The sequence below is a fragment of the Sporosarcina thermotolerans genome, assembly GCF_030067815.1.
Classification (GTDB): domain Bacteria; phylum Bacillota; class Bacilli; order Bacillales_A; family Planococcaceae; genus Sporosarcina; species Sporosarcina thermotolerans.
The window spans coordinates 2,754,124-2,772,979 of sequence record NZ_CP125968.1; the positions used below are offsets into that span (position 1 = coordinate 2,754,124).

Genomic DNA, 18,856 nt, shown 5'->3' on the forward strand with positions numbered 1-18,856 from the left:
TATAGCATAATTGACCTTGCCGCTTCCTCCAAATGACTTATCCCCAATACTCATGTATAATGAAGGAACAGATGTACGGGGAGTGATTATTTTGCACAACGAACCATTGGCATTCCGAATGCGACCAAAAACTATAGATGAAATCGCAGGACAACAGCATATCATTGGAAAAGACACAGCACTTTACAGAATGATTTCAAAAGGCCATGTCCCTTCTATGTTGCTTTACGGCGAACCTGGAATTGGGAAAACATCACTGGCATTTGCCATTGCTGGAACGACCCAATTGCCATTCATCTCTTTAAATGCCACAGTTTCCGGAAAAAAAGAAGTGGAGGATGTAGTTGCCGAAGCAAGGATTACAGGTAAAGTAATTCTATTTCTTGATGAAATCCATCGGTTCAATAAACTACAACAGGATACACTGCTTCCGCATGTTGAAAAAGGATCCATAGTGCTTATCGGAGCCACAACTGAAAATCCTTTCCATAGCGTAAACCCTGCTATCAGGTCACGCTGCGGCGAAATTTTACAGTTAAAGCGGCTTGATTCTAAAGATGTTATTAAATTAATAGAGCGAGCTTTACATGATAAAGAACGCGGTGAGGAAAAACACCAATCGAGATGACTGATGATCAAATCGAAAAAATCTCAGAGGGGGTAAATGGTGATGCAAGGAAAGCACTCACGTTGTTGGAGTCAATCGTTTCTGCAAGTGATGAAGAAGACGGAAAAATACTAATCGAGGATTGGCTAATCGATAATCTGATTGGCCGTATCGGACTCGTTGGTGATAAAAAGGATCCCACCATTATAACCTTTTATCGGCTTTGCAGAAATCAGTGCGTGGGAGCGATGTAGATGCAGCAATTTTCTATTTGGCGAACTTACTTGAAACCGGGACTTGATCGCCGTCTCAAGACGATTGCTTGTTATGGCCTATGAGGATGTAGGTTTAGCTGCCCCTCAAGTTGGGCCTCACGTTCTTGCTGCAACCGAGGCTGCTGTTCGGTTAGGCATGCCTGAAGCACGTATTCCTTTGGCGAACGCCGTTATCGAGATGTGTCTCGCCTCAAAGTCCAATTCAGCATATAAAGCAGTTGACGCCGCAATAAGGGCGATAAATGATGGTAAGACAGGCGATATCCCCTTACACCTTCGTGACACGCATTATGCAGGAGCAGCGGAATTGGGACATGAAGGGTATCAGTACCCGCATGATTCACCAATCGGCTCCTTCGGCGGTTGGGTCGATCAGCAATACTTGCCTGATAAGATAAAGGATACAGAATTCTACACCCCCGTAATCGCCGGCGAAGAAGAAAACTCGCAGGCATCTACCAACGCCTTAAAGAATTTAGGAAGAAAAAATAAACGCATAAAAGGGTTGTCCGGATATGAATATCCGGACAACCCTTTTCATTACTTTTTATCCTTCACTCGCTCAATCGGAATATCCTTAACAATGTCATTCAACACCCAACTCGCACAAACAAGACCCGCCACTGAAGGAACATACGAATTCGAAGCAGGCGGCATCTTCGCCTTACGAATTGCCGCATCAGGCTTCCCTACTGTTTCCGCGATATCCTCCCGTATAACAATCGGGCTCTCATCCGAAAACACAACAGGTACACCTTTCTTAATACCTCTTTTTTCAATCTAAGTCTTATAATTTTCGCAATCGGATCCGTATGCGTCTTCGAAATATCCGCTATCCGAAAGCGTGTTGGATCCAGTTTATTCGCAGCACCCATGCTTGAAATGATTTTAATTCCCGGGAAACACATTCCTTAATAAGATGGATTTTATAACTGATCGTATCCGAAGCATCAATCACATAGTCAGGATTATAGCTAAAAAACTCTTCATATGTCTCTTCAGTATAGAACATATGGAGTCCTATCACTTCGCAATCTTTATTCACATCAGCAATCCGTTCCTCCATCACTTCCACTTTCGAACGACCGATTGTAGAAAGTGTAGCAACAAGCTGACGATTCACATTCGTTATATCTACTGTATCTTTGTCGATAAGAATGATTCTACCTACACCACTACGTGCACAGGCCTCAGCTGCAAAAGAACCAACTCCGCCTACACCAAGTATAGCCACTGTTGTATTACGCATCCGATCAATGCCCTCTGGACCAAACGCCAATTCATTACGAGAAAATTGATGCAACACTTAAATTCCGCCTTTCTTATGTCAATCAAAAACCCCTCCGCAGGTCCGCAAGAGGGGTATAGTGAATTAAATAAATGTATAAAAACGTTAACGAATCCCAAACGTGCCGTCTTTGAAGTATCGTTTTGAACCCGCACTCTGCAGGTGGGTGCCATATCCATTTATTCTGAAGTCCCTAAAGTTACGGGCGTTCCATCCAAAGTGGAATACAAGCTCCCTACGATAAAAATGTTCGGTCAAAACTGATTAGCAAATAACGAACACTTTAGGATTCGTATTAATTGTATCCTATCACATTTTGATACTGTATTCAACGATTTCTACATAGGTAATTTATTGCATATTTTGAATAGTTACTTTTCCACTAATTTTATTTCGACTGAATGGAGATTCCTAACTCGTTAAGTTGTGTAGGATCTACTTCGCTTGGCGCCTCTGTCAACAAGTCGCTTGCACTCGCTGTCTTCGGAAATGCAATAGTATCCCGTAGATTTGTTGAACCGGATAATAACATAACGATTCGGTCCAAGCCAAAAGCGATACCGCCGTGTGGAGGAGTACCATAGTCAAATGCATCAAGCAAGAAACCGAACTGTTCGCGAGCTTCTTCTTCGGTAAATCCAAGTGCCTTAAACATTTTCTCTTGTACATCCCGCTTGTAAATCCGCAATGATCCCCCGCCAAGCTCGTAGCCGTTCAAAACAAGGTCATATGCCTGTGCTTTACGGCACTTGGATTCGATACAAGACCTTCCACATCTGCAGGCATAGTGAATGGATGATGCGCAGCGTAATAACGGCCTTCTTCTTCGTCGTATTCAAATAATGGCCATTCGGTTACCCATAAGAAATTAAATTTCGTTTCATCGATCAAATTCAAGTCTTTACCAAGTTTCAAACGTAGTGCTCCAAGTGCATCCGCAACAACTGACTTCTTGTCTGCAACAAACAGGAGTAAGTCACCTTCTTGCGCATCAAGCAACTTCACTAATTCTTCCGCAGCTTCACCTTCAAAGAATTTTGCAATTGGACCTTTCAATCCTTCTGCGTCGACTTTTAGCCAAGCAAGACCTTTCGCTCCGTAACGCGCAGCAAATTCGCCAAGTGCATCAATGTCTTTTCGTGAATAGCTATTAGCAGAACCTTTTACATTGATGGCCTTAACTTGCCCACCCGATTCCACGGCTCCAGCAAACACTTTAAATGAAGAATCCTTCACGACCTCAGACACATCCTGCAATTCCATTGCGAAACGCGTATCTGGTTTATCCGATCCAAATCTACTCATTGCTTCATCGTATGGCAACCGCTTGAAAGGAGTTTCAATATCAATTCCCTTTACATCTTTCATTACTCTTTTCATAAGTCGTTCATTCAATTCGATGATGCCTTCGATTGTCATGAAGCTCATTTCCATATCAATTTGTGTAAATTCAGGTTGACGGTCCGCACGTAGATCCTCATCCCGGAAGCAGCGCGCGATTTGATAATATCTGTCAAACCCGGATACCATCAGCATTTGTTTAAATAACTGAGGCGATTGTGGCAATGCGTAGAACTGTCCGTCATGAACACGACTTGGTACGAGATAGTCCCTTGCGCCTTCCGGTGTGGACTTTGTCAATATAGGTGTCTCCACTTCGAGGAACCCTTCACCGTCAAGGAAATTACGGACTGTCTTAGTAATATCTGATCTCATTTTGAATACTTTCGCCAATTGTGGGCGGCGTAGATCCAAGTAACGGTATTTCAACCGGATTTCTTCATTTACATCCGTCTCGTCTTCAATAATGAAAGGAGGAGTTTTAGCCTCGTTAATAATTTGGATGTTTTCGACATGCACTTCAATAGATCCTGTTAGCAGCTTGTCATTTTTTTGTTTCTCTTCCCGTTCAACTACCTTGCCGTATACCTCAATTACAAATTCACTTCGAATCGATTCTGCAATTTCAAGTGCTTCTTTAGAGAAATCAGGATTGAAAACGGTTTGAACAATCCCCGAACGGTCCCGAAGGTCGATAAAGATAAGTCCGCCAAGGTCCCTTCTTTTTTGTACCCAACCTTGCAATGTAACTGTTTGCCCTATGATTTTCTCTGTTAATTCTCCACAATAATGTGTACGTTGCATAAAATCATCAACCTTCCTTATTTCAACTGTTCTTTTATTGTTTCAATAATTGCCGCGTCGGATACTTTTTGCTGCGAACCATCGCCCATATTTTTCAGTTGGACAACTTGATCGTTCACTTCATCTTCTCCAATTACAATTACAGATTTAGCATTGAATCGATCGGCCGATTTCATTTGCGCCTTCATTTTACGATCCATATAATCCATATCCGCACGAATCCCAGCTTTACGAAGTTCGTTCAGTAATTTGAAACCTTTCCGACGTGCCGCTTGTTCGAGCGTTACGATGTAGACGTCCAACTCGGGATCCTGCATAAAGGACTTCCCTTCAGCTTCAAGCGCTAATAGTAGACGTTCAATGCTCATTCCATATCCTATTCCTGGTGCGGATGGACCGCCGATTTCCTCGGCCAATCCGTTATATCGGCCACCGCCGCAAAGCGTCGTGATGGCGCCGAAGCCTTTTGAAGTGCTCATGATTTCGAATGCAGTGTGGTTGTAATAGTCCAAACCACGGACTAAGTTCGGGTCAAGCTCATACGGGATACCTATTTCTTCTAAATAGCTTTTTACTTGTTCAAAATAAGCCGTCGATGATTCATTTAAGTAATCCGTCAATGATGGCGCCGAAGCCATTAATGGATGCTCACGGTCAACTTTACAGTCAAGTATACGAAGTGGATTTTTCTCTAACCGTGATTGACAATCTTTACAGAATTCACCGATATGTGGTGAGAAATGTGTAACAAGGGCCTCTCTATGTGCATTTCGAGATTCGCTGTCTCCCAATGAATTAAGGACAAGCTTGATGTCTGTTAAACCTGCGCGTTTATAGACTTCCATTGCCAAAGATATTACTTCAGCATCGATTGCCGGGTCAGCACTACCGATTGCTTCCACACCGAACTGAACAAATTGACGATATCGTCCAGCTTGTTGGCGCTCATATCGGAACATCGGACCTTGATAATATAGTTTGACGGGTTGGTCCGGATAGCCGAACATTTTGTTCTCGACGAATGAGCGAACGACAGGTGCTGTGCCTTCAGGTCGAAGCGTCATTGAACGATCGCCACGATCTGTGAATGTGTACATTTCTTTCGTTACGATATCGGTAGTATCTCCAACTGTTCTTTGAAACAACTCAGTTTGTTCGAAAATTGGTGTGCGGATTTCTTTGTAGCGATACATGTCGCATACTTCACGTATGATCGATTCGACTTGTTGCCATTTCCATGATTCTGATGGGAGAATGTCCTGGGTCCCCCTTGGTACTTTAAAATTCATTTGACTACCCCTTCCAATATTTCACATTATGGAACTAAAAAAAGCCCCCATCCCTTGTTTTCACAAGGGACGAGAGCTATGCAAGCTTCCGCGGTTCCACCCAAATTGGCATACTAAAATGCCCACTCGTATCCGGATAACGGCCGGTTCCGTCCACACCTACTGAAAATGAATCGTTCAGCACGGAGCTTCGATGGTGTTGTTCACTTTATCCGTCTGTAGGAAGGATTTCAGCCACGTCCCCCCTCTCTTGTCAGCCCGCAATATAGTTACTTTCCATGTCATCAGCGTAATTTTGTTTTCATTTAACCTTTGTTTTGAAACAACTCTTAGTTTGAATTAATCCTTATCTTAATCATTCGCAGCCGAAGTGTCAACCTTTTTCATTTCCATCTGGTTTTTTCTATGGAAAACTTCTACAATAGATAGAAAGGGAGAGTGATAGTTTGTCGAAATTATGCAAATGGATTTTGGCTTTCATCCTAATCATCGCCGTCAATTACGATTTTCCTACAATTTCTGCAAAAGGCGAAACCGTCATCATCAATACTAAATCACTAAATGTCCGTTCGGGACCAGGTCTGACTTATTCTGTGACCGCTTCGATGAAATTAGGCGATCGAGTTGAAGTGATGTCTACCAACGGGGATTGGTATGAAGTTAAGTCGGGTCAGGTACAGGGTGGATTGCATCTTGGCTTGTAGTGGACCAAGGGGCGGCTGGGACTTCGAAAAAGACGGCAGTCTCAAAAGTAAATGCTTTGAATATCCGAATCGAACCATCAACTAGCTCTTCTGTAATTGGGCAGTTAATGGCCGGGGAGGCAGTTGAAGTAACCGGGCGAAAAGGTGATTGGTCTTCCATCGTCAGTAACGGAAATGACGGGTGGGTACATACAGATTACATTACGGAGATTTCACAAAGTGATAGTGGACAAGCCGGGACTACTTCAAAACAACAAGCAACGGAGGCCGAACAGTTCACCGTGTCAGTCGATGCACTGAACGTCAGACAAGAACCAGGACTATCTTCGAAGAAAATCGGGTTGATTCGAAGCGGGGAGGTTTATCCTGTAATTCAAGTTGACGGAAATTGGGTTAAGATAAAACTTGATAATAAAACTGATGCTTGGGTCTATTCCTTCCACGGTACAATTGGTCCAAAGAGTAATCTACAATCTGATTCATCCGCAGTCAGTAAAGTGACTGTTTTAACAAATGGAACGAATATTAGGCAATCGGCAACCACCTCTTCTACTATTGTCAAACGAGCATTTGCAGGGGAAAACTTAACCGTAGTAGCGGAAGAGGGCGATTGGTATAAGGTCGCATTACCGGCCGGGGAAACTGCATTTATTGCTAAATGGGTTGTTTCTTCTGGTGAAGTCACAAAAGCAGATTTACAAAGTAATGATGGAAAGTCCGATCGTCCTACAGGGACCTTAAAAGGATTAACAATCGTTGTAGATGCAGGTCACGGAGGCAATGACCGTGGAGCAACGGGATTGCACGGCACCGATGAAAAACTTCTTACACTGATGACTGCACAGTCCTTATCTGCAAAGTTAAAAGCCGCCGGCGCCAATGTCATACTGACACGTGATTCCGATACGTACATCTCGCTACGTAAACGTGTTTCCATCAACTTGCAAGCAAATGCTGATGCTTTTATCAGCCTGCATTATGATGCAAACCCGAATACATCGATTACTGGATTCACAACTTATTACACGAATAGCAACCAAAAAGCACTTGCAGCAGCGGTGAACAGTGGACTGGAGAAATCCATTAACCTCCGTAATCGCGGCGCGCAACCTGCCAATTATTTAGTCCTACGTGAGAATAAGAAGAATTCAATTCTTGTAGAATTAGGTTTCCTGTCCAATCCTTCGGAGGAACGGATCCTTATTACCGAAAAGTTCCGCGAGCAGGCAACACATGGTATTTATCAAGGTATCATTCAATATTTCGATAAGAATTAACAAAAAACCGCAGCCCCTTTATAAGGAGTTGCGGTTTTCATTTTGATTCGATAATAATTGTAACCGGGCCATCATTAACTAATTCCACGTCCATCATGGCACCAAAAATTCCTGTTTCGACTTGCAAGCCCTGCTCACGTAAAGCATCATTAAAATAGTTCCAAAGCGGCTCCGCATGTTCCGGTCTTGCTGCCTCGATGAAACTTGGACGGCGTCCTTTTCTTACATCTCCATACAAAGTGAATTGGGAAACAGAAAGAATGGCACCTTCTACCTTATCGATGGCATGATTCATCTTTCCTTCATCATCTTCCCATAATCGAAGGCCAGCTATTTTCTTAACTATATAATCAGCATCCTGTTTTGTATCTTCATGTGTAACGCCTACAAGAAGGACATAACCCTTATCAATTGAGCCTGTCACTTCCCCAGCGACTGTTACGGACGCTTTACCAGATCTTTGTAAGATGACCCTCAAGTAAAACACCTTCCCATTAATGGATTATACGTTCCACCGAAAAGATATCGCGTATTTGTTTAATACGATCGACAATCCGGTGTAAATGAGTAACATCCGTTATTTTTATCGTCATATTGATTTTTGCGATTTTTTCCTTATCGGCCTTCCCACTTACAGCGACCATTGGTGTTTTAGTATCAGCAACAACCATCATCACTTCATTAAGAAGTCCTTGTCTATCGAAAGCGGAAATCTCAATATCCACTTGGAAGTCTTTTCTTGCTTCACTCGAGTCGACCGCCCATTCGACATCAATTAGCCTGTCAGTATCCTCTTCGGTATGGATATTCGGACAATCTGACCTGTGAACGGAAACGCCGCGACCTTTCGTGATAAATCCAACAATACCGTCTCCTGGGATAGGATTGCAACATCTTGACAGGCGAATCAGCAAATTCTCAAGCCCTCTTACAATAACACCAGATTCAGTCGTACGTACTTGTTGTGGAGACTTCATATCCGAAACGATTTTATCAATTGTCTCCTGATGGTCACGTTCCTTACGTATCTTCTCCGCCAACCTATTTACAACTTGTTGAGCTGTGATCCCGTTGGACCCAATCGCAGCATACATGTCCTCTTCAGAAGTAAAGCTGAATTTGTCGATAGTGCGCTGAATATTTTCCTGTGTCAGCACAGCTTTCAAATCGAATTCCTGCATCTTCACTTCTTTTTCGACCATTTCCGTGCCTTTTACAATATTCTCTTCTCTTAATTGCTTTTTAAAATATTGACGAATTTTATTTCTTGCTTGCGAAGTATTCGCGATTTTCAACCAGTCTCGACTTGGTCCGAATGATTGTTTAGAGGTAAGTATTTCAACGATATCACCTGTGAATAATTCAGTATCCAATGGAACCATTTTTCCATTTACTTTCGCACCAATCGTCCGGTTTCCAACTTCGGAATGGACCCGATATGCAAAGTCAATCGGTACGGAGCCCTGTGGAATTTCAATTACATCACCATTCGGTGTAAATACGTATACCATGTCGGAAAACAAATCGAATTTCAATGATTCCATGAATTCTTCCGCGTTCGATGATTCGTTTTGGAATTCAAGGATTTCCCTGAACCACTTTAACTTGGAATCGATATTATTAGGCTTTTCGGAGACTGTTTTCCCCTCTTTATATGCCCAGTGTGCAGCAACCCCGTATTCCGCAATCCTATGCATTTCCCCTGTACGGATTTGCACTTCAAGCGGATCACCGGCGGGACCAACGACGGTTGTGTGGATTGATTGATAAAGATTTTGCTTTGGCATTGCTATATAATCCTTAAACCGTCCCGGCATCGGCTTCCACAATGTATGAATGATCCCAAGAACTGCGTAACAATCTTTTATGCTATTGACGATGATTCGCACTGCAAGAAGGTCATATATTTCATTGAATTCCTTTTGTTGAAGTACCATTTTCCTGTAGATGGAATACAAATGCTTTGGCCTTCCACTGATTTCAGCTTCAAGTTCCATTTCGCCAATTTCTTTGCGTACTAAATCCATTACATTCAATAAATAATTCTCACGTTCATCACGCTTTTTCTTCATCATATTGACAATCCGATAATATTGCTGTGGATTCAAATAACGAAGTGCAGTGTCCTCCAACTCCCACTTTATCGTTGAAATTCCAAGGCGATGTGCGAGTGGAGCGAAAATATCTAAAGTCTCTGCCGCTACCCTTCGTTGCTTTTCCTCAGGTACATGTTTCAACGTACGCATATTATGAAGACGATCCGCGAGCTTTATAAGAATAACCCTAATATCCCTCGCCATCGCAACGAACATCTTTCGGTGATTCTCTGCCTGCTTCTCCTCGTTCGACTTAAACTTCAGTCTTTCCAACTTTGTAACACCATCGACTAACATCGCAACTTCTTCTCCATAGTCGCGAATTATATCTTCCCTGCTGACGTCTGTATCTTCTACAACATCATGAAGGAAACCCGCTGCAACTGTAGATGGGTCCATCTGTAATTCTGCTAAAATGCCAGCTACTTGGATGGGATGCAGAATATATGGCTCGCCAGAACTTCTGAACTGCCCATCATGAGCAGCCTTTGCGCTCCTATACGCTCTTTTGACGAACGCGACATGTTGCTCATTCATATAGGAAGCAATCAGTTCGAAAATCTCATCTGTCGTCATGTCACGATTTTTCGCCATTTTATTACTCCTTTCAACCTTTTCCGCAAAAAAATTAAACATATTTCTATTGTATGTATAAATGGCTATGAATGTAAAGCCCTGAGAACTAAAAAAGATCCTTCGCTGTTTCGCGAAGGACCCTACTATTTCATATTTTATATTTCAATATGACATTAACGCACTAACTTCATACCCTTTTAACTTTTCGCGACCATTCAAATAGGAAAGTTCAATCAAAAACGCACATCCAGCTACGACGCCGCCCAATTTTTCGACAAGTTCCACTGTCGCGCCGACTGTTCCACCTGTCGCAAGTAAATCATCAACAATCAATACCCGCTGCCCGGGTTTAATGGCATCCGAATGGATTGTCAATTTATCTTTACCGTATTCAAGATCATATTCCACTGCAATCGTTTCACGTGGCAGTTTCCCAGGTTTTCGGACAGGAGCAAAACCCACTTCAAGTGCATAAGCAACTGGGCATCCAATGATGAAACCTCTTGCTTCAGGACCAACGATGATATCTGTCCCTACTTCTTTTGCAAACTCGACAATTTTGTCGGTAGCATATTTATAAGCTTGCCCATTATCCATAATCGTTGTAATATCCTTAAAACTGATACCCTCTTTCGGATAATCAGGCACGATTGTTACAAAACTTTTCAAATCCATAATTGTTCCTCCCTGTTAGCTGTTTCTTTACAAACTTCATCAAACCAATTTTTCAATTCCGTATACGGAGCGTAAACAAGCTTATTTTCAAGTTCAATCTGTCTCTCCCTCTTTTGGTAGGAAGGAGCCTCGGAAAGTTTCTTCTTTAACGCATCTTCTTGTACTGAAGCAAGTCCACTCTCTATCTTAACAAATCCAAGCTCCGAAAACACCATTGTCATGAAATAAATTGTGTCAACCTTCCATCCTTTATGCTTGGATAATTCCTGAACCTGCTTTCGCAGGTCGAAGGTGCCCCGTTTTTTAAGAAAACTATAATACCAACCGAATTGCTCTCGGGAAGGAATTCCTTCAAAGTACACAGATTCATTGACATGAAAATGCGCATATATCCGTTTTGGTTTCGTAAGGTCGATTAACTCTTTTAACTGGTCCGTAGACTCTGGCATATCCAATAGGATCACATGGTCCGTTTCCATCAATTCCACTTGTCCGAATTGATGAATCTGGACATTTTTAAGCAAGGATTGAAAATGACCAATCGACGCCTCCTGAAAAGCGATGAAAAGATTGTTCTTTTGAGGGATAATTGAAATCCATCTATTCGGTTCACGAATTCCACGCAAGTCATATAGTTGACGTTCATTTGACTGTAAATCCGTTAACAGCAATTGAGGCTTTTTCCTGCCATTCCACTCATTCACTTGCAAGTCCCCTGTAACGGATAATTTAACTCCAGGGCTTATCTCATCGGCGATAGCCCCATTTCCAAATCCGATAATATCAATGCTATTTTTACCATCCGACAATTCAAGTTTTAAATGATTCTTATTTGCACCGATCTTTCGAATCGTTGTTGCAGACAGATCCTCGATTAGGAAAACTGGCTTTTCAAAAGTTACCCCGAAAGGTCGTAGCGATTCTAACCCTTCTAGCACATCAACTTCTATTTCACCTATCTCAAGTGGCACATCAATTTTTAGACGTGGTGTCAGAATATCATCTGTCATCGCCATTTTCCCTTGTTCATTCAAACGGTCTCTTAGCGAATTGACATCTTCAAGGGAAAGTGACATACCTGCCGCCATTTCATGGCCTCCAAAATGCGGCAGTAAATCGGCGTTCTTCGACAATTCCTTGAACAAATCAAAACCTTGAATGCTACGTCCGGATCCTTTTGCACTTTCTGATTCTTTATCAATTGATAGTATTATTGACGGTCGATAATATTTTTCAGTCAATCGGGAGGCGACTATGCCGACTACCCCTGGGTTCCATCCTTCCCCCGCGAGGACGATAACATACGGCAGCATGTCCCCGTACATTTCAATAAGCTCTTGCTCAGCCTCTTCCGCAATAGTTGCGACAAGCGCCTGTCTCTCCTTATTCAACGAATCCAATTGCTCTGCAATGGACACAGCTTCCATCATATCTTCCGTTTTTAATAGATGGACGGCTGGATTCGCACTACCTAAGCGCCCTGGAGCATTAATCCTTGGACCGATCATAAAGCCCAATGACTCTTCGTATAAGGAAGATTGCTCCGTTCCGCTAACTTTTGTTAGAGCCTGGATACCCGGTCTATGGGACATCCGCATCCGTCTTATGCCTTCCTTGACGATGTACCTATTTTCATCTTTCAACGGAACAAGGTCTGCAACAGTACCGATTGCAGCTATCTCAAAAAGTTCTTCTGGCACTTCCCCCAACAGGGCACATGCCAATTTAAACGCCACGCCGACTCCCGCCAACTCCCCAAAAGGATAGATCCCTTCAGGATGCCGTGGGTGGATGATGGCATCCGCAATTGGTAGCTCATCGCCGATTTCATGGTGATCAGTGACGATAACATCCATTCCAACGGACTTTGCAAACGCTATCGCCTCCAAACCAGAAATTCCATTATCCACGGTGATAATAAGAGCAGTTCCTTCCTCTTTCATCACTTTGAATAATTCAATATTAGGCCCATAACCGTGTTCAAAACGATTAGGTATTTTAAAATCGACAGTTGCACCTAATTGCTCAAGAGCAGTTGTCAAGACGGTCACACTCGTAACTCCATCAGCATCATAATCACCGTAAACAGTTATTTTTTCGTCCCTTTCAATAGCATGCATGATTCGCGTAACCGCTTTTTCCATGTCAAAAAGTAAGTAAGGATCATGCAGGCAACTTTCGTCTATATGTAAAAATGACTTAGCCTGATCGAGATCTGTAATACCTCTCGACACTAAGATTTTTGCGTGTATTGACGGAATGCCTAACTCGTTCATGAATAAATTTACGATATGTTCATCTGGACGGTTGATCGTCCAGGTTTTCATCGATTCTATCAACGCTCATCACTTCCTTTAATGCTTATTATAGAGGATATAAGTGACCACTGAAAGGAATTATCCCGAATTAACAATTCGCTAACTCTTTTACAAATAAAAAAACATCCACATATTCAGATATGGATGCAATATTTACTGCTTTTCATCGATATTGTCATTCCTAACTTCAACGTCAGCTATATGTTGTAGCAAAGCCGCTATTTCATTTTGCTGATTAGCAATTAGGATTTCCTTCGCTGTCATTTCCTTTTTCAACTCATTGATTCGTCGATTTGCTTTAATTGATCTGAACATTGTTATGAATCCACTTATGGCAGCACCTAAAAATGCTGTGAACAGTATAACAAGGATGAGTGGAAGATGTGCTTTTCCAAATAGGTAATTCACTTGTACCGACTCAACATTCAGTATAGCAAAAACGGCAATGATAATTGCAAAAATAAGACTTATTATCAACGACCATTGCATCTTCATACTTCACCACATCCCTTTCATACAAGTAAAAACAGGATATACATTTATGTATACCCTGTTCCATTATGGATTTAAACATTGTACATGCTTTCTAAATCAGACAACAGGTTCGTCTGATCCCCATTTCTTTTTCTCTTTATCAACTTTTATTGTTCCCGTCTTTTGCAGTTCCTTCTTCTTCAGATCAAACCAGATTTGAGCGGAGATGAAGATGGATGAATAAGTTCCCGCAAGTAAACCGATCAACAATGCAATTGAGAATGGACGGATTGCCTCCGCACCAAGTGCAATTAATGCTACTACAACAAAGATGACGGTCAATACAGTGTTCACTGAACGGCTCAATGTTTGACGTAATGATTTATTGACAATTACCGCCAATTCATTTGCGTCTTTGATTTTGCCAACCTTATGCAAGTTCTCTCGGATCCGGTCAAAGGTGACAATCGTGTCATTGATTGAATAACCGACAATCGTCAGTACCGCGGCTATGAATGTGATATCCACTTCAAGCCTTGAAATACTGAATACGGCAACCATGAAGAATGCGTCATGGATTAGACCGACAATGGAGGCAACACCCATCCGCCATTCAAATCGGAATGCAACATAGACGACGATACCAAGTGCAGCATAAAGCAATGCATAGAAAGCATTCTTCACTAATTCCTTACCAACCGTATCGGAAACGGTTGAAATGTTAGGATCTGCACCATATTGAGCCATTAGATCCCTTTTGATTTTATTAACAGTTTCTTGTTTGAACTCTTCCTTGTAACGTACAACACCAATATTGTTCGTATCACCGGAAATAACGATATCCGTCGCAGGATGGCCTATTTCCTCAAGTGTATTTGAGAGTTCCTCTGTCGTTAATGGAGTATCCGATAAGATTTCGACACGTGTACCACCTGCAAAATCGATTCCAAGATTCAACTTGAAGATCCCTAATACAATTATACCTGCAATAATTAATACAATGGAAAGGACATAGAACATCTTGCGCGTCTTAACAAAATCAAATCGATCGAATTTCGTTGTAAGGTCAAGCGTGTCCACACCTTCTTCAATTGGATGGACTCGTTTTTTCGAAATACCGAAGAGACCTGTTTTCCCGTCAAGAACACCACTTTGAACAAGTAGGCCTAACAATAACCTTGAGCCCCATACAGCTGTCAAGAAGCTGACCATTATACTTATAATGAGCATTGTAGCAAAACCTTTAACTGAGCTTGTCCCGAATATGAATAGAACAACTGCTGCAAGCAAGGTTGTAATATTGGCATCCAAGATAGCGGTAAATGCAGATTTCGCCCCAGTCGTAAAGGCAGATTTCACTGACTTTCCTACCCGCAGTTCTTCTCGAATCCTTTCGTATGTCAGGATATTCGCATCAACCGCCATACCGACCCCTAACATCAAGGCCGCAATACCAGGAAGTGTAAGAACACCATTAATGCCTGTAAAAACAACAAGAATTAAATAGATATAGATGGATAATGTAATAACTGCCACAATTCCAGGAATACGGTAATAAAACAACATGAAAATGAAAATTAATGAAATACCGATAATTCCTGCCAAAATCGTTTTATCCAACGCTTGTGCACCGAATTGAGCACCAACGGAAGTGGAGTAGATTTCTTCAAGATGGACAGGAAGTGCACCGGCATTCAAGATTCCAGCCAATTTCTTTGTTTCTTCAACAGTAAAGCTTCCTGAAATTTCAACATTGGATGAATTGATTGTTTGTCTTACAGATGGTGCGGATATGAACTTCGTTTTTTCTTTCATTACCTCTTCTTTGAAAGAGTCAACACCTTCTACAAAGTCCATCCAAATAACCATGACGTTTTCAGGTTTCGGTTTTTTTGCAATTTCCGACGTTACTTTTCCGAACTTGTCCGGATCTTTCATTTCAAGCGTAACAACCGGATCGCCATATTGTCCAAAGTTAGCTTTTGCTTTACCTTCTTTTAGATCGGTTCCGTCTAGAAGAAGGTTATCGTCTGCATCGCGGAATGTTAAATTCGCTTGAGTCGATAATAGCTCACGAGCTTCTTCCTGATCCTCGACACCTGCGAGTTGAACTCGAATCCGATTATTCGATTCAACTGTGATGACTGGCTCACTAACACCGAGGACGTCAACGCGGTTCCGTAAAGCGCCTGAGGTATCCACGACTACGGACTCCGTAATCTGTTGACCTTCCTTCAGAGGCTGAACTTCATAAAGGACTTCGAATCCTCCTTGTAAATCGAGGCCAAGTCGTACATCTTTTATAATTGGTTTAATAGAAACGCCTACTAATGACCCGAATAAAACAAGCACGAGTAAAAACGCCACTATCCTACTTCTTTTTTTCATAAAATTGTTCCCCCTCTGTACGGAGCTGTGAAATGATTGCCATGTACAGTTTTTAAAAATACAATACTCCAATTATGAAACAGTGACAGCCATCTGTCAAATAGCTTCGTTCCATAAATGTAAAACTTTACTCCTTACTATTTGGTGATAAAAGCAATTGAAGCTCCTCGCTATGTAAATCTGAGAACCAATTCGCATCCCGTTGCTCTTCAATTTGAGTAAAGGTCATAAACTCAGCAGCTGACAATCGAAGGATGCCGTTCACAATCTCGTGGATGGGCATCTGTTCGATATTTTTTTTGCGCCATTTTCTACGGATACAGAATTTCCATATTTCTTCACTTGTTACAGTCGAATAGCCATATAACCGGAATTCATCCCTTTTGCTTTCGATTGCGGGTATTGCATGATTGAATAATTGTCCGAATTGAATCATCACACTCCCCATCCTTTCCTGTTCAGTCGTAAATAGACAAACTTGTGCATAGATTTAGTGTAAACGAAATGACCGGAATTTAGAAGGAGTTGTTTATGAATGTCCACTTTCATACGTGGAACCGCCATATTAATGATTGCCGTTTTTATGACCAAGCTATTAGGATTCGTCTTTCGAATCCAGTTTATGCGGGTAGCTGGCGAAGAGGCTGTAGGTATTTATATGACTGCCTATCCTGCCTTTATCTTCTTTTTATCCCTTGTCCAATTAGGTGTCCCAATTGCCGTCGCAAAAGTAATTGCAGAGCTGAAGGTAAATGGAGAAACCGCCAAGTTGCCGGCTGTCATGAGAACAGCAACCGTCATAACGATTATAACTGGGGTCATTTTCCTTCCATTATCCATTTTATTTATTCCTTATTTATCAGAAACATTATTAGGGAATGCGGCTTCTTCAACTACTTTATACGTTGGAATCGCCATTATACCGATCGCGGCAGTTTGCGGTCTTATACGTGGATATTTTCAAGGGATTGTTAGGATTGAAGAAACAGCATGGTCCCAAATTATTGAACAAATTTGCCGTATCGCCTTAATAACTTGGATGTTGCCGATGTTCTTAACGCCAGATAACACCGCTATGAATGCCGCATATGCAATGGGTATCACCCTTCTTGCGGAGGCTCTTTCAGCTTGTTATTTATGGTATAAATATCAGCAGCATAAGAAACGTGAACGGTATCCCGTTCAAAAGAAAGAGAAATTCCCGATGGAACCACTTTTGTCTATTGCCCTGCCTTCTTCGGGAAGCAGATTATTCGGTACATTCACTTGGTTTTTAGAGCCAATTATCTTTTTACGTGCCCTTTCCATGGCTGGAGTCGGGGCCGTTGCCGCCACATCGCTTTACGGTATCATCTCAGGGGTTCTGATACCTCTGTTGCTCTTCCCTTCATTCATTCCGTATGCCCTTTCTGTAGTGCTTGTACCAGCCGTGAGCGGGGCTGCAGCCTCGAGCAATAAAAAGAAGCTACAAGAACGGATTCAACTGGCATTACGACTATCCGCCTTGACTGGCGCTTTTGCAGCAGCAGTATTTTACGTTCATGGACAGGATCTTGCAGAAAAGCTCTTCAAAATTACCGAAGGCGGATCCTATATGACATTATTGGCACCTGTTTTTTTCTTCTACTATATTCAGGGGCCTTTGTATTCCATTTTGCAAGCGACTGGAGATGCAAAAGCAGGAATGATGAATTCAGTCTATGGAGGAATTGCAAAATTGGGAGTGATGTTCGTTTTGGCATCACAACCCGGGCTACAGGAAACAGGGGCCGTTCTGGCGATCGGCTTTGGTGTGCTTGTCACCTCTTTCCTCCATATCGCCACACTAAGGAAAAACAAAGCCGCAGCTGCAGGTTTTACAATGTTTGCATTGCCATATGTATCATTCATCCTGACAGCTGTCATGCGTCCTATTTTCCTTCCAATCGGACAATTCGGCTTGTTGTTTGAATGCATAATTACGACAGCATTCCTTCTTGTAATCCTGCTTTTATTCGGCCAAGTGAAGAAAAATGATGTATTAATGCTAAAACGACTTGCAAAACTTTATTGATACTCTTCTTTTAGTTGGAGGTGGAGCCTTCCATCTTCAAATGAGCAATAGAAAACCTGCTTGACATCATTGACACCTTGTTTTTGCAATTCGTCAACGAGCCACCCCTTGGATTTCCCAATAATTTGAAGATGACTGCTTTGGATTACACCATCTGAAATAAGCGCAAGAACTGGCTGAGTTTGATCATACTTAAAAACCGAAAGATTTCCCGAAGGTTCTAAGTAAGCGTAGGAGACTTCACGTACCGAACCAATTTGTTGTTCACGAAGTTGTTGGAATAAATCATCCATATTATACCTTTGTTTCCTCATTTCCTTTTCTTAGTATGACACCATTTTCAATGATAACAGTTGGATCTCCATCAACAAGATCCCTAAATTTCTTACTCTTCAAAGAAATATAAGAAGTTAACAACTGGATACCTAAGAGGATAAGCATGGGCAATATCGTATGGCTTAATTTATTTTCAGGCGATTCAAGAGCAATTGCTACGACTTCCGCGATGATAACAAACACAACTACATCAATAACACTTAATTCCCCTACTTCTCGTTTTCCCATTACCCGGAGAATGATTAATACTAACACATACAAAAATACTGTCCTTGCACCAATTATTACTAAATCAGACAAAGCAATCCCTCCTATCCAAGTAAGGATGCCTAATCGTAGTTCGGAATATACAAAA

General features: G+C 41.9%; 11 protein-coding genes, 1 other RNA gene, 4 pseudogenes and 1 other annotated feature. Of the genes and pseudogenes, 4 read left to right on the forward strand and 12 right to left on the reverse strand.

Features of this window, described 5'->3' with window-relative positions:
- Positions 1 to 91 precede the first annotated feature (91 nt).
- Positions 92 to 1,374: pseudogene (locus QNH10_RS15610) on the forward strand (replication-associated recombination protein A).
- A 48-nt stretch (positions 1,375 to 1,422) separates the two neighbouring features.
- On the opposite strand, the pseudogene QNH10_RS15615 reads toward QNH10_RS15610, so the two are convergent.
- The 4 genes and pseudogenes from QNH10_RS15615 to hisS all read right to left on the reverse strand — a co-directional run bounded on the left by QNH10_RS15615 (position 1,423) and on the right by hisS (position 5,604).
- A pseudogene (locus QNH10_RS15615) lies at positions 1,423 to 2,188 on the reverse strand (tRNA threonylcarbamoyladenosine dehydratase).
- Positions 2,189 to 2,278: 90 nt separating this feature from the next.
- A non-coding RNA gene (gene ssrS / locus QNH10_RS15620) (6S RNA) lies at positions 2,279 to 2,463 on the reverse strand.
- A gap of 95 nt (positions 2,464 to 2,558) precedes the next feature.
- Positions 2,559 to 4,315: pseudogene (gene aspS, locus QNH10_RS15625) on the reverse strand (aspartate--tRNA ligase).
- A 17-nt stretch (positions 4,316 to 4,332) separates the two neighbouring features.
- Entirely contained in the window at positions 4,333 to 5,604 is a 1,272-nt protein-coding gene (gene hisS / locus QNH10_RS15630; protein WP_283732272.1) for a histidine--tRNA ligase, read from the reverse strand.
- 62 nt (positions 5,605 to 5,666) lie between these two features.
- Positions 5,667 to 5,898: a binding site (T-box leader), on the reverse strand.
- A 152-nt stretch (positions 5,899 to 6,050) separates the two neighbouring features.
- On the opposite strand from hisS, the gene QNH10_RS15635 reads away from it, so the two are divergent.
- Positions 6,051 to 6,308 (forward strand): SH3 domain-containing protein, encoded by a 258-nt coding sequence (locus QNH10_RS15635; protein ID WP_283732273.1) that lies wholly within the window; start codon positions 6,051 to 6,053, stop codon positions 6,306 to 6,308.
- Positions 6,308 to 7,585: an N-acetylmuramoyl-L-alanine amidase family protein gene (locus QNH10_RS15640; protein ID WP_283732274.1), complete on the forward strand. Its 1,278-nt coding sequence runs from the start codon at positions 6,308 to 6,310 to the stop codon at positions 7,583 to 7,585. Before QNH10_RS15635 ends, QNH10_RS15640 begins: the two co-directional genes overlap by 1 nt.
- Before the next feature lie 37 nt (positions 7,586 to 7,622).
- Here the strand turns inward: QNH10_RS15640 and dtd are convergent, their stop codons facing one another.
- The 7 genes from dtd to QNH10_RS15675 form a co-directional block, all read right to left on the reverse strand.
- Positions 7,623 to 8,063: a D-aminoacyl-tRNA deacylase gene (gene dtd, locus QNH10_RS15645; RefSeq protein ID WP_283732275.1), complete on the reverse strand. Its 441-nt coding sequence runs from the start codon at positions 8,061 to 8,063 to the stop codon at positions 7,623 to 7,625.
- 16 nt (positions 8,064 to 8,079) lie between these two features.
- Entirely contained in the window at positions 8,080 to 10,275 is a 2,196-nt protein-coding gene (locus QNH10_RS15650) for a RelA/SpoT family protein (protein ID WP_283732276.1), read from the reverse strand.
- 144 nt (positions 10,276 to 10,419) lie between these two features.
- Positions 10,420 to 10,932, reverse strand: a complete 513-nt coding sequence (locus QNH10_RS15655) for an adenine phosphoribosyltransferase (protein ID WP_283732278.1) — start codon at positions 10,930 to 10,932, stop codon at positions 10,420 to 10,422.
- On the reverse strand, positions 10,923 to 13,271 hold the full coding sequence (gene recJ, locus QNH10_RS15660) for a single-stranded-DNA-specific exonuclease RecJ (protein WP_283732279.1): 2,349 nt from the start codon (positions 13,269 to 13,271) through the stop codon (positions 10,923 to 10,925). Before recJ ends, QNH10_RS15655 begins: the two co-directional genes overlap by 10 nt.
- 132 nt (positions 13,272 to 13,403) lie before the next feature.
- Positions 13,404 to 13,745: a LapA family protein gene (locus QNH10_RS15665; RefSeq protein ID WP_283732280.1), complete on the reverse strand. Its 342-nt coding sequence runs from the start codon at positions 13,743 to 13,745 to the stop codon at positions 13,404 to 13,406.
- Positions 13,746 to 13,841: 96 nt separating this feature from the next.
- Positions 13,842 to 16,112: a protein translocase subunit SecDF gene (gene secDF / locus QNH10_RS15670; protein WP_283732281.1), complete on the reverse strand. Its 2,271-nt coding sequence runs from the start codon at positions 16,110 to 16,112 to the stop codon at positions 13,842 to 13,844.
- A gap of 127 nt (positions 16,113 to 16,239) precedes the next feature.
- Entirely contained in the window at positions 16,240 to 16,548 is a 309-nt protein-coding gene (locus tag QNH10_RS15675) for a post-transcriptional regulator (protein WP_283732282.1), read from the reverse strand.
- Between the two features lie 99 nt (positions 16,549 to 16,647).
- On the opposite strand from QNH10_RS15675, the gene QNH10_RS15680 reads away from it, so the two are divergent.
- Positions 16,648 to 18,165, forward strand: a complete 1,518-nt coding sequence (locus QNH10_RS15680; RefSeq protein WP_283732283.1) for a putative polysaccharide biosynthesis protein — start codon at positions 16,648 to 16,650, stop codon at positions 18,163 to 18,165.
- On the opposite strand, the pseudogene QNH10_RS15685 reads toward QNH10_RS15680, so the two are convergent.
- Positions 18,159 to 18,801, reverse strand: a pseudogene (locus QNH10_RS15685) (DUF421 domain-containing protein). The gene QNH10_RS15680 and the pseudogene QNH10_RS15685 sit on opposite strands and share 7 nt — an antisense overlap.
- Between the last annotated feature and the right edge of the window lie 55 nt (positions 18,802 to 18,856).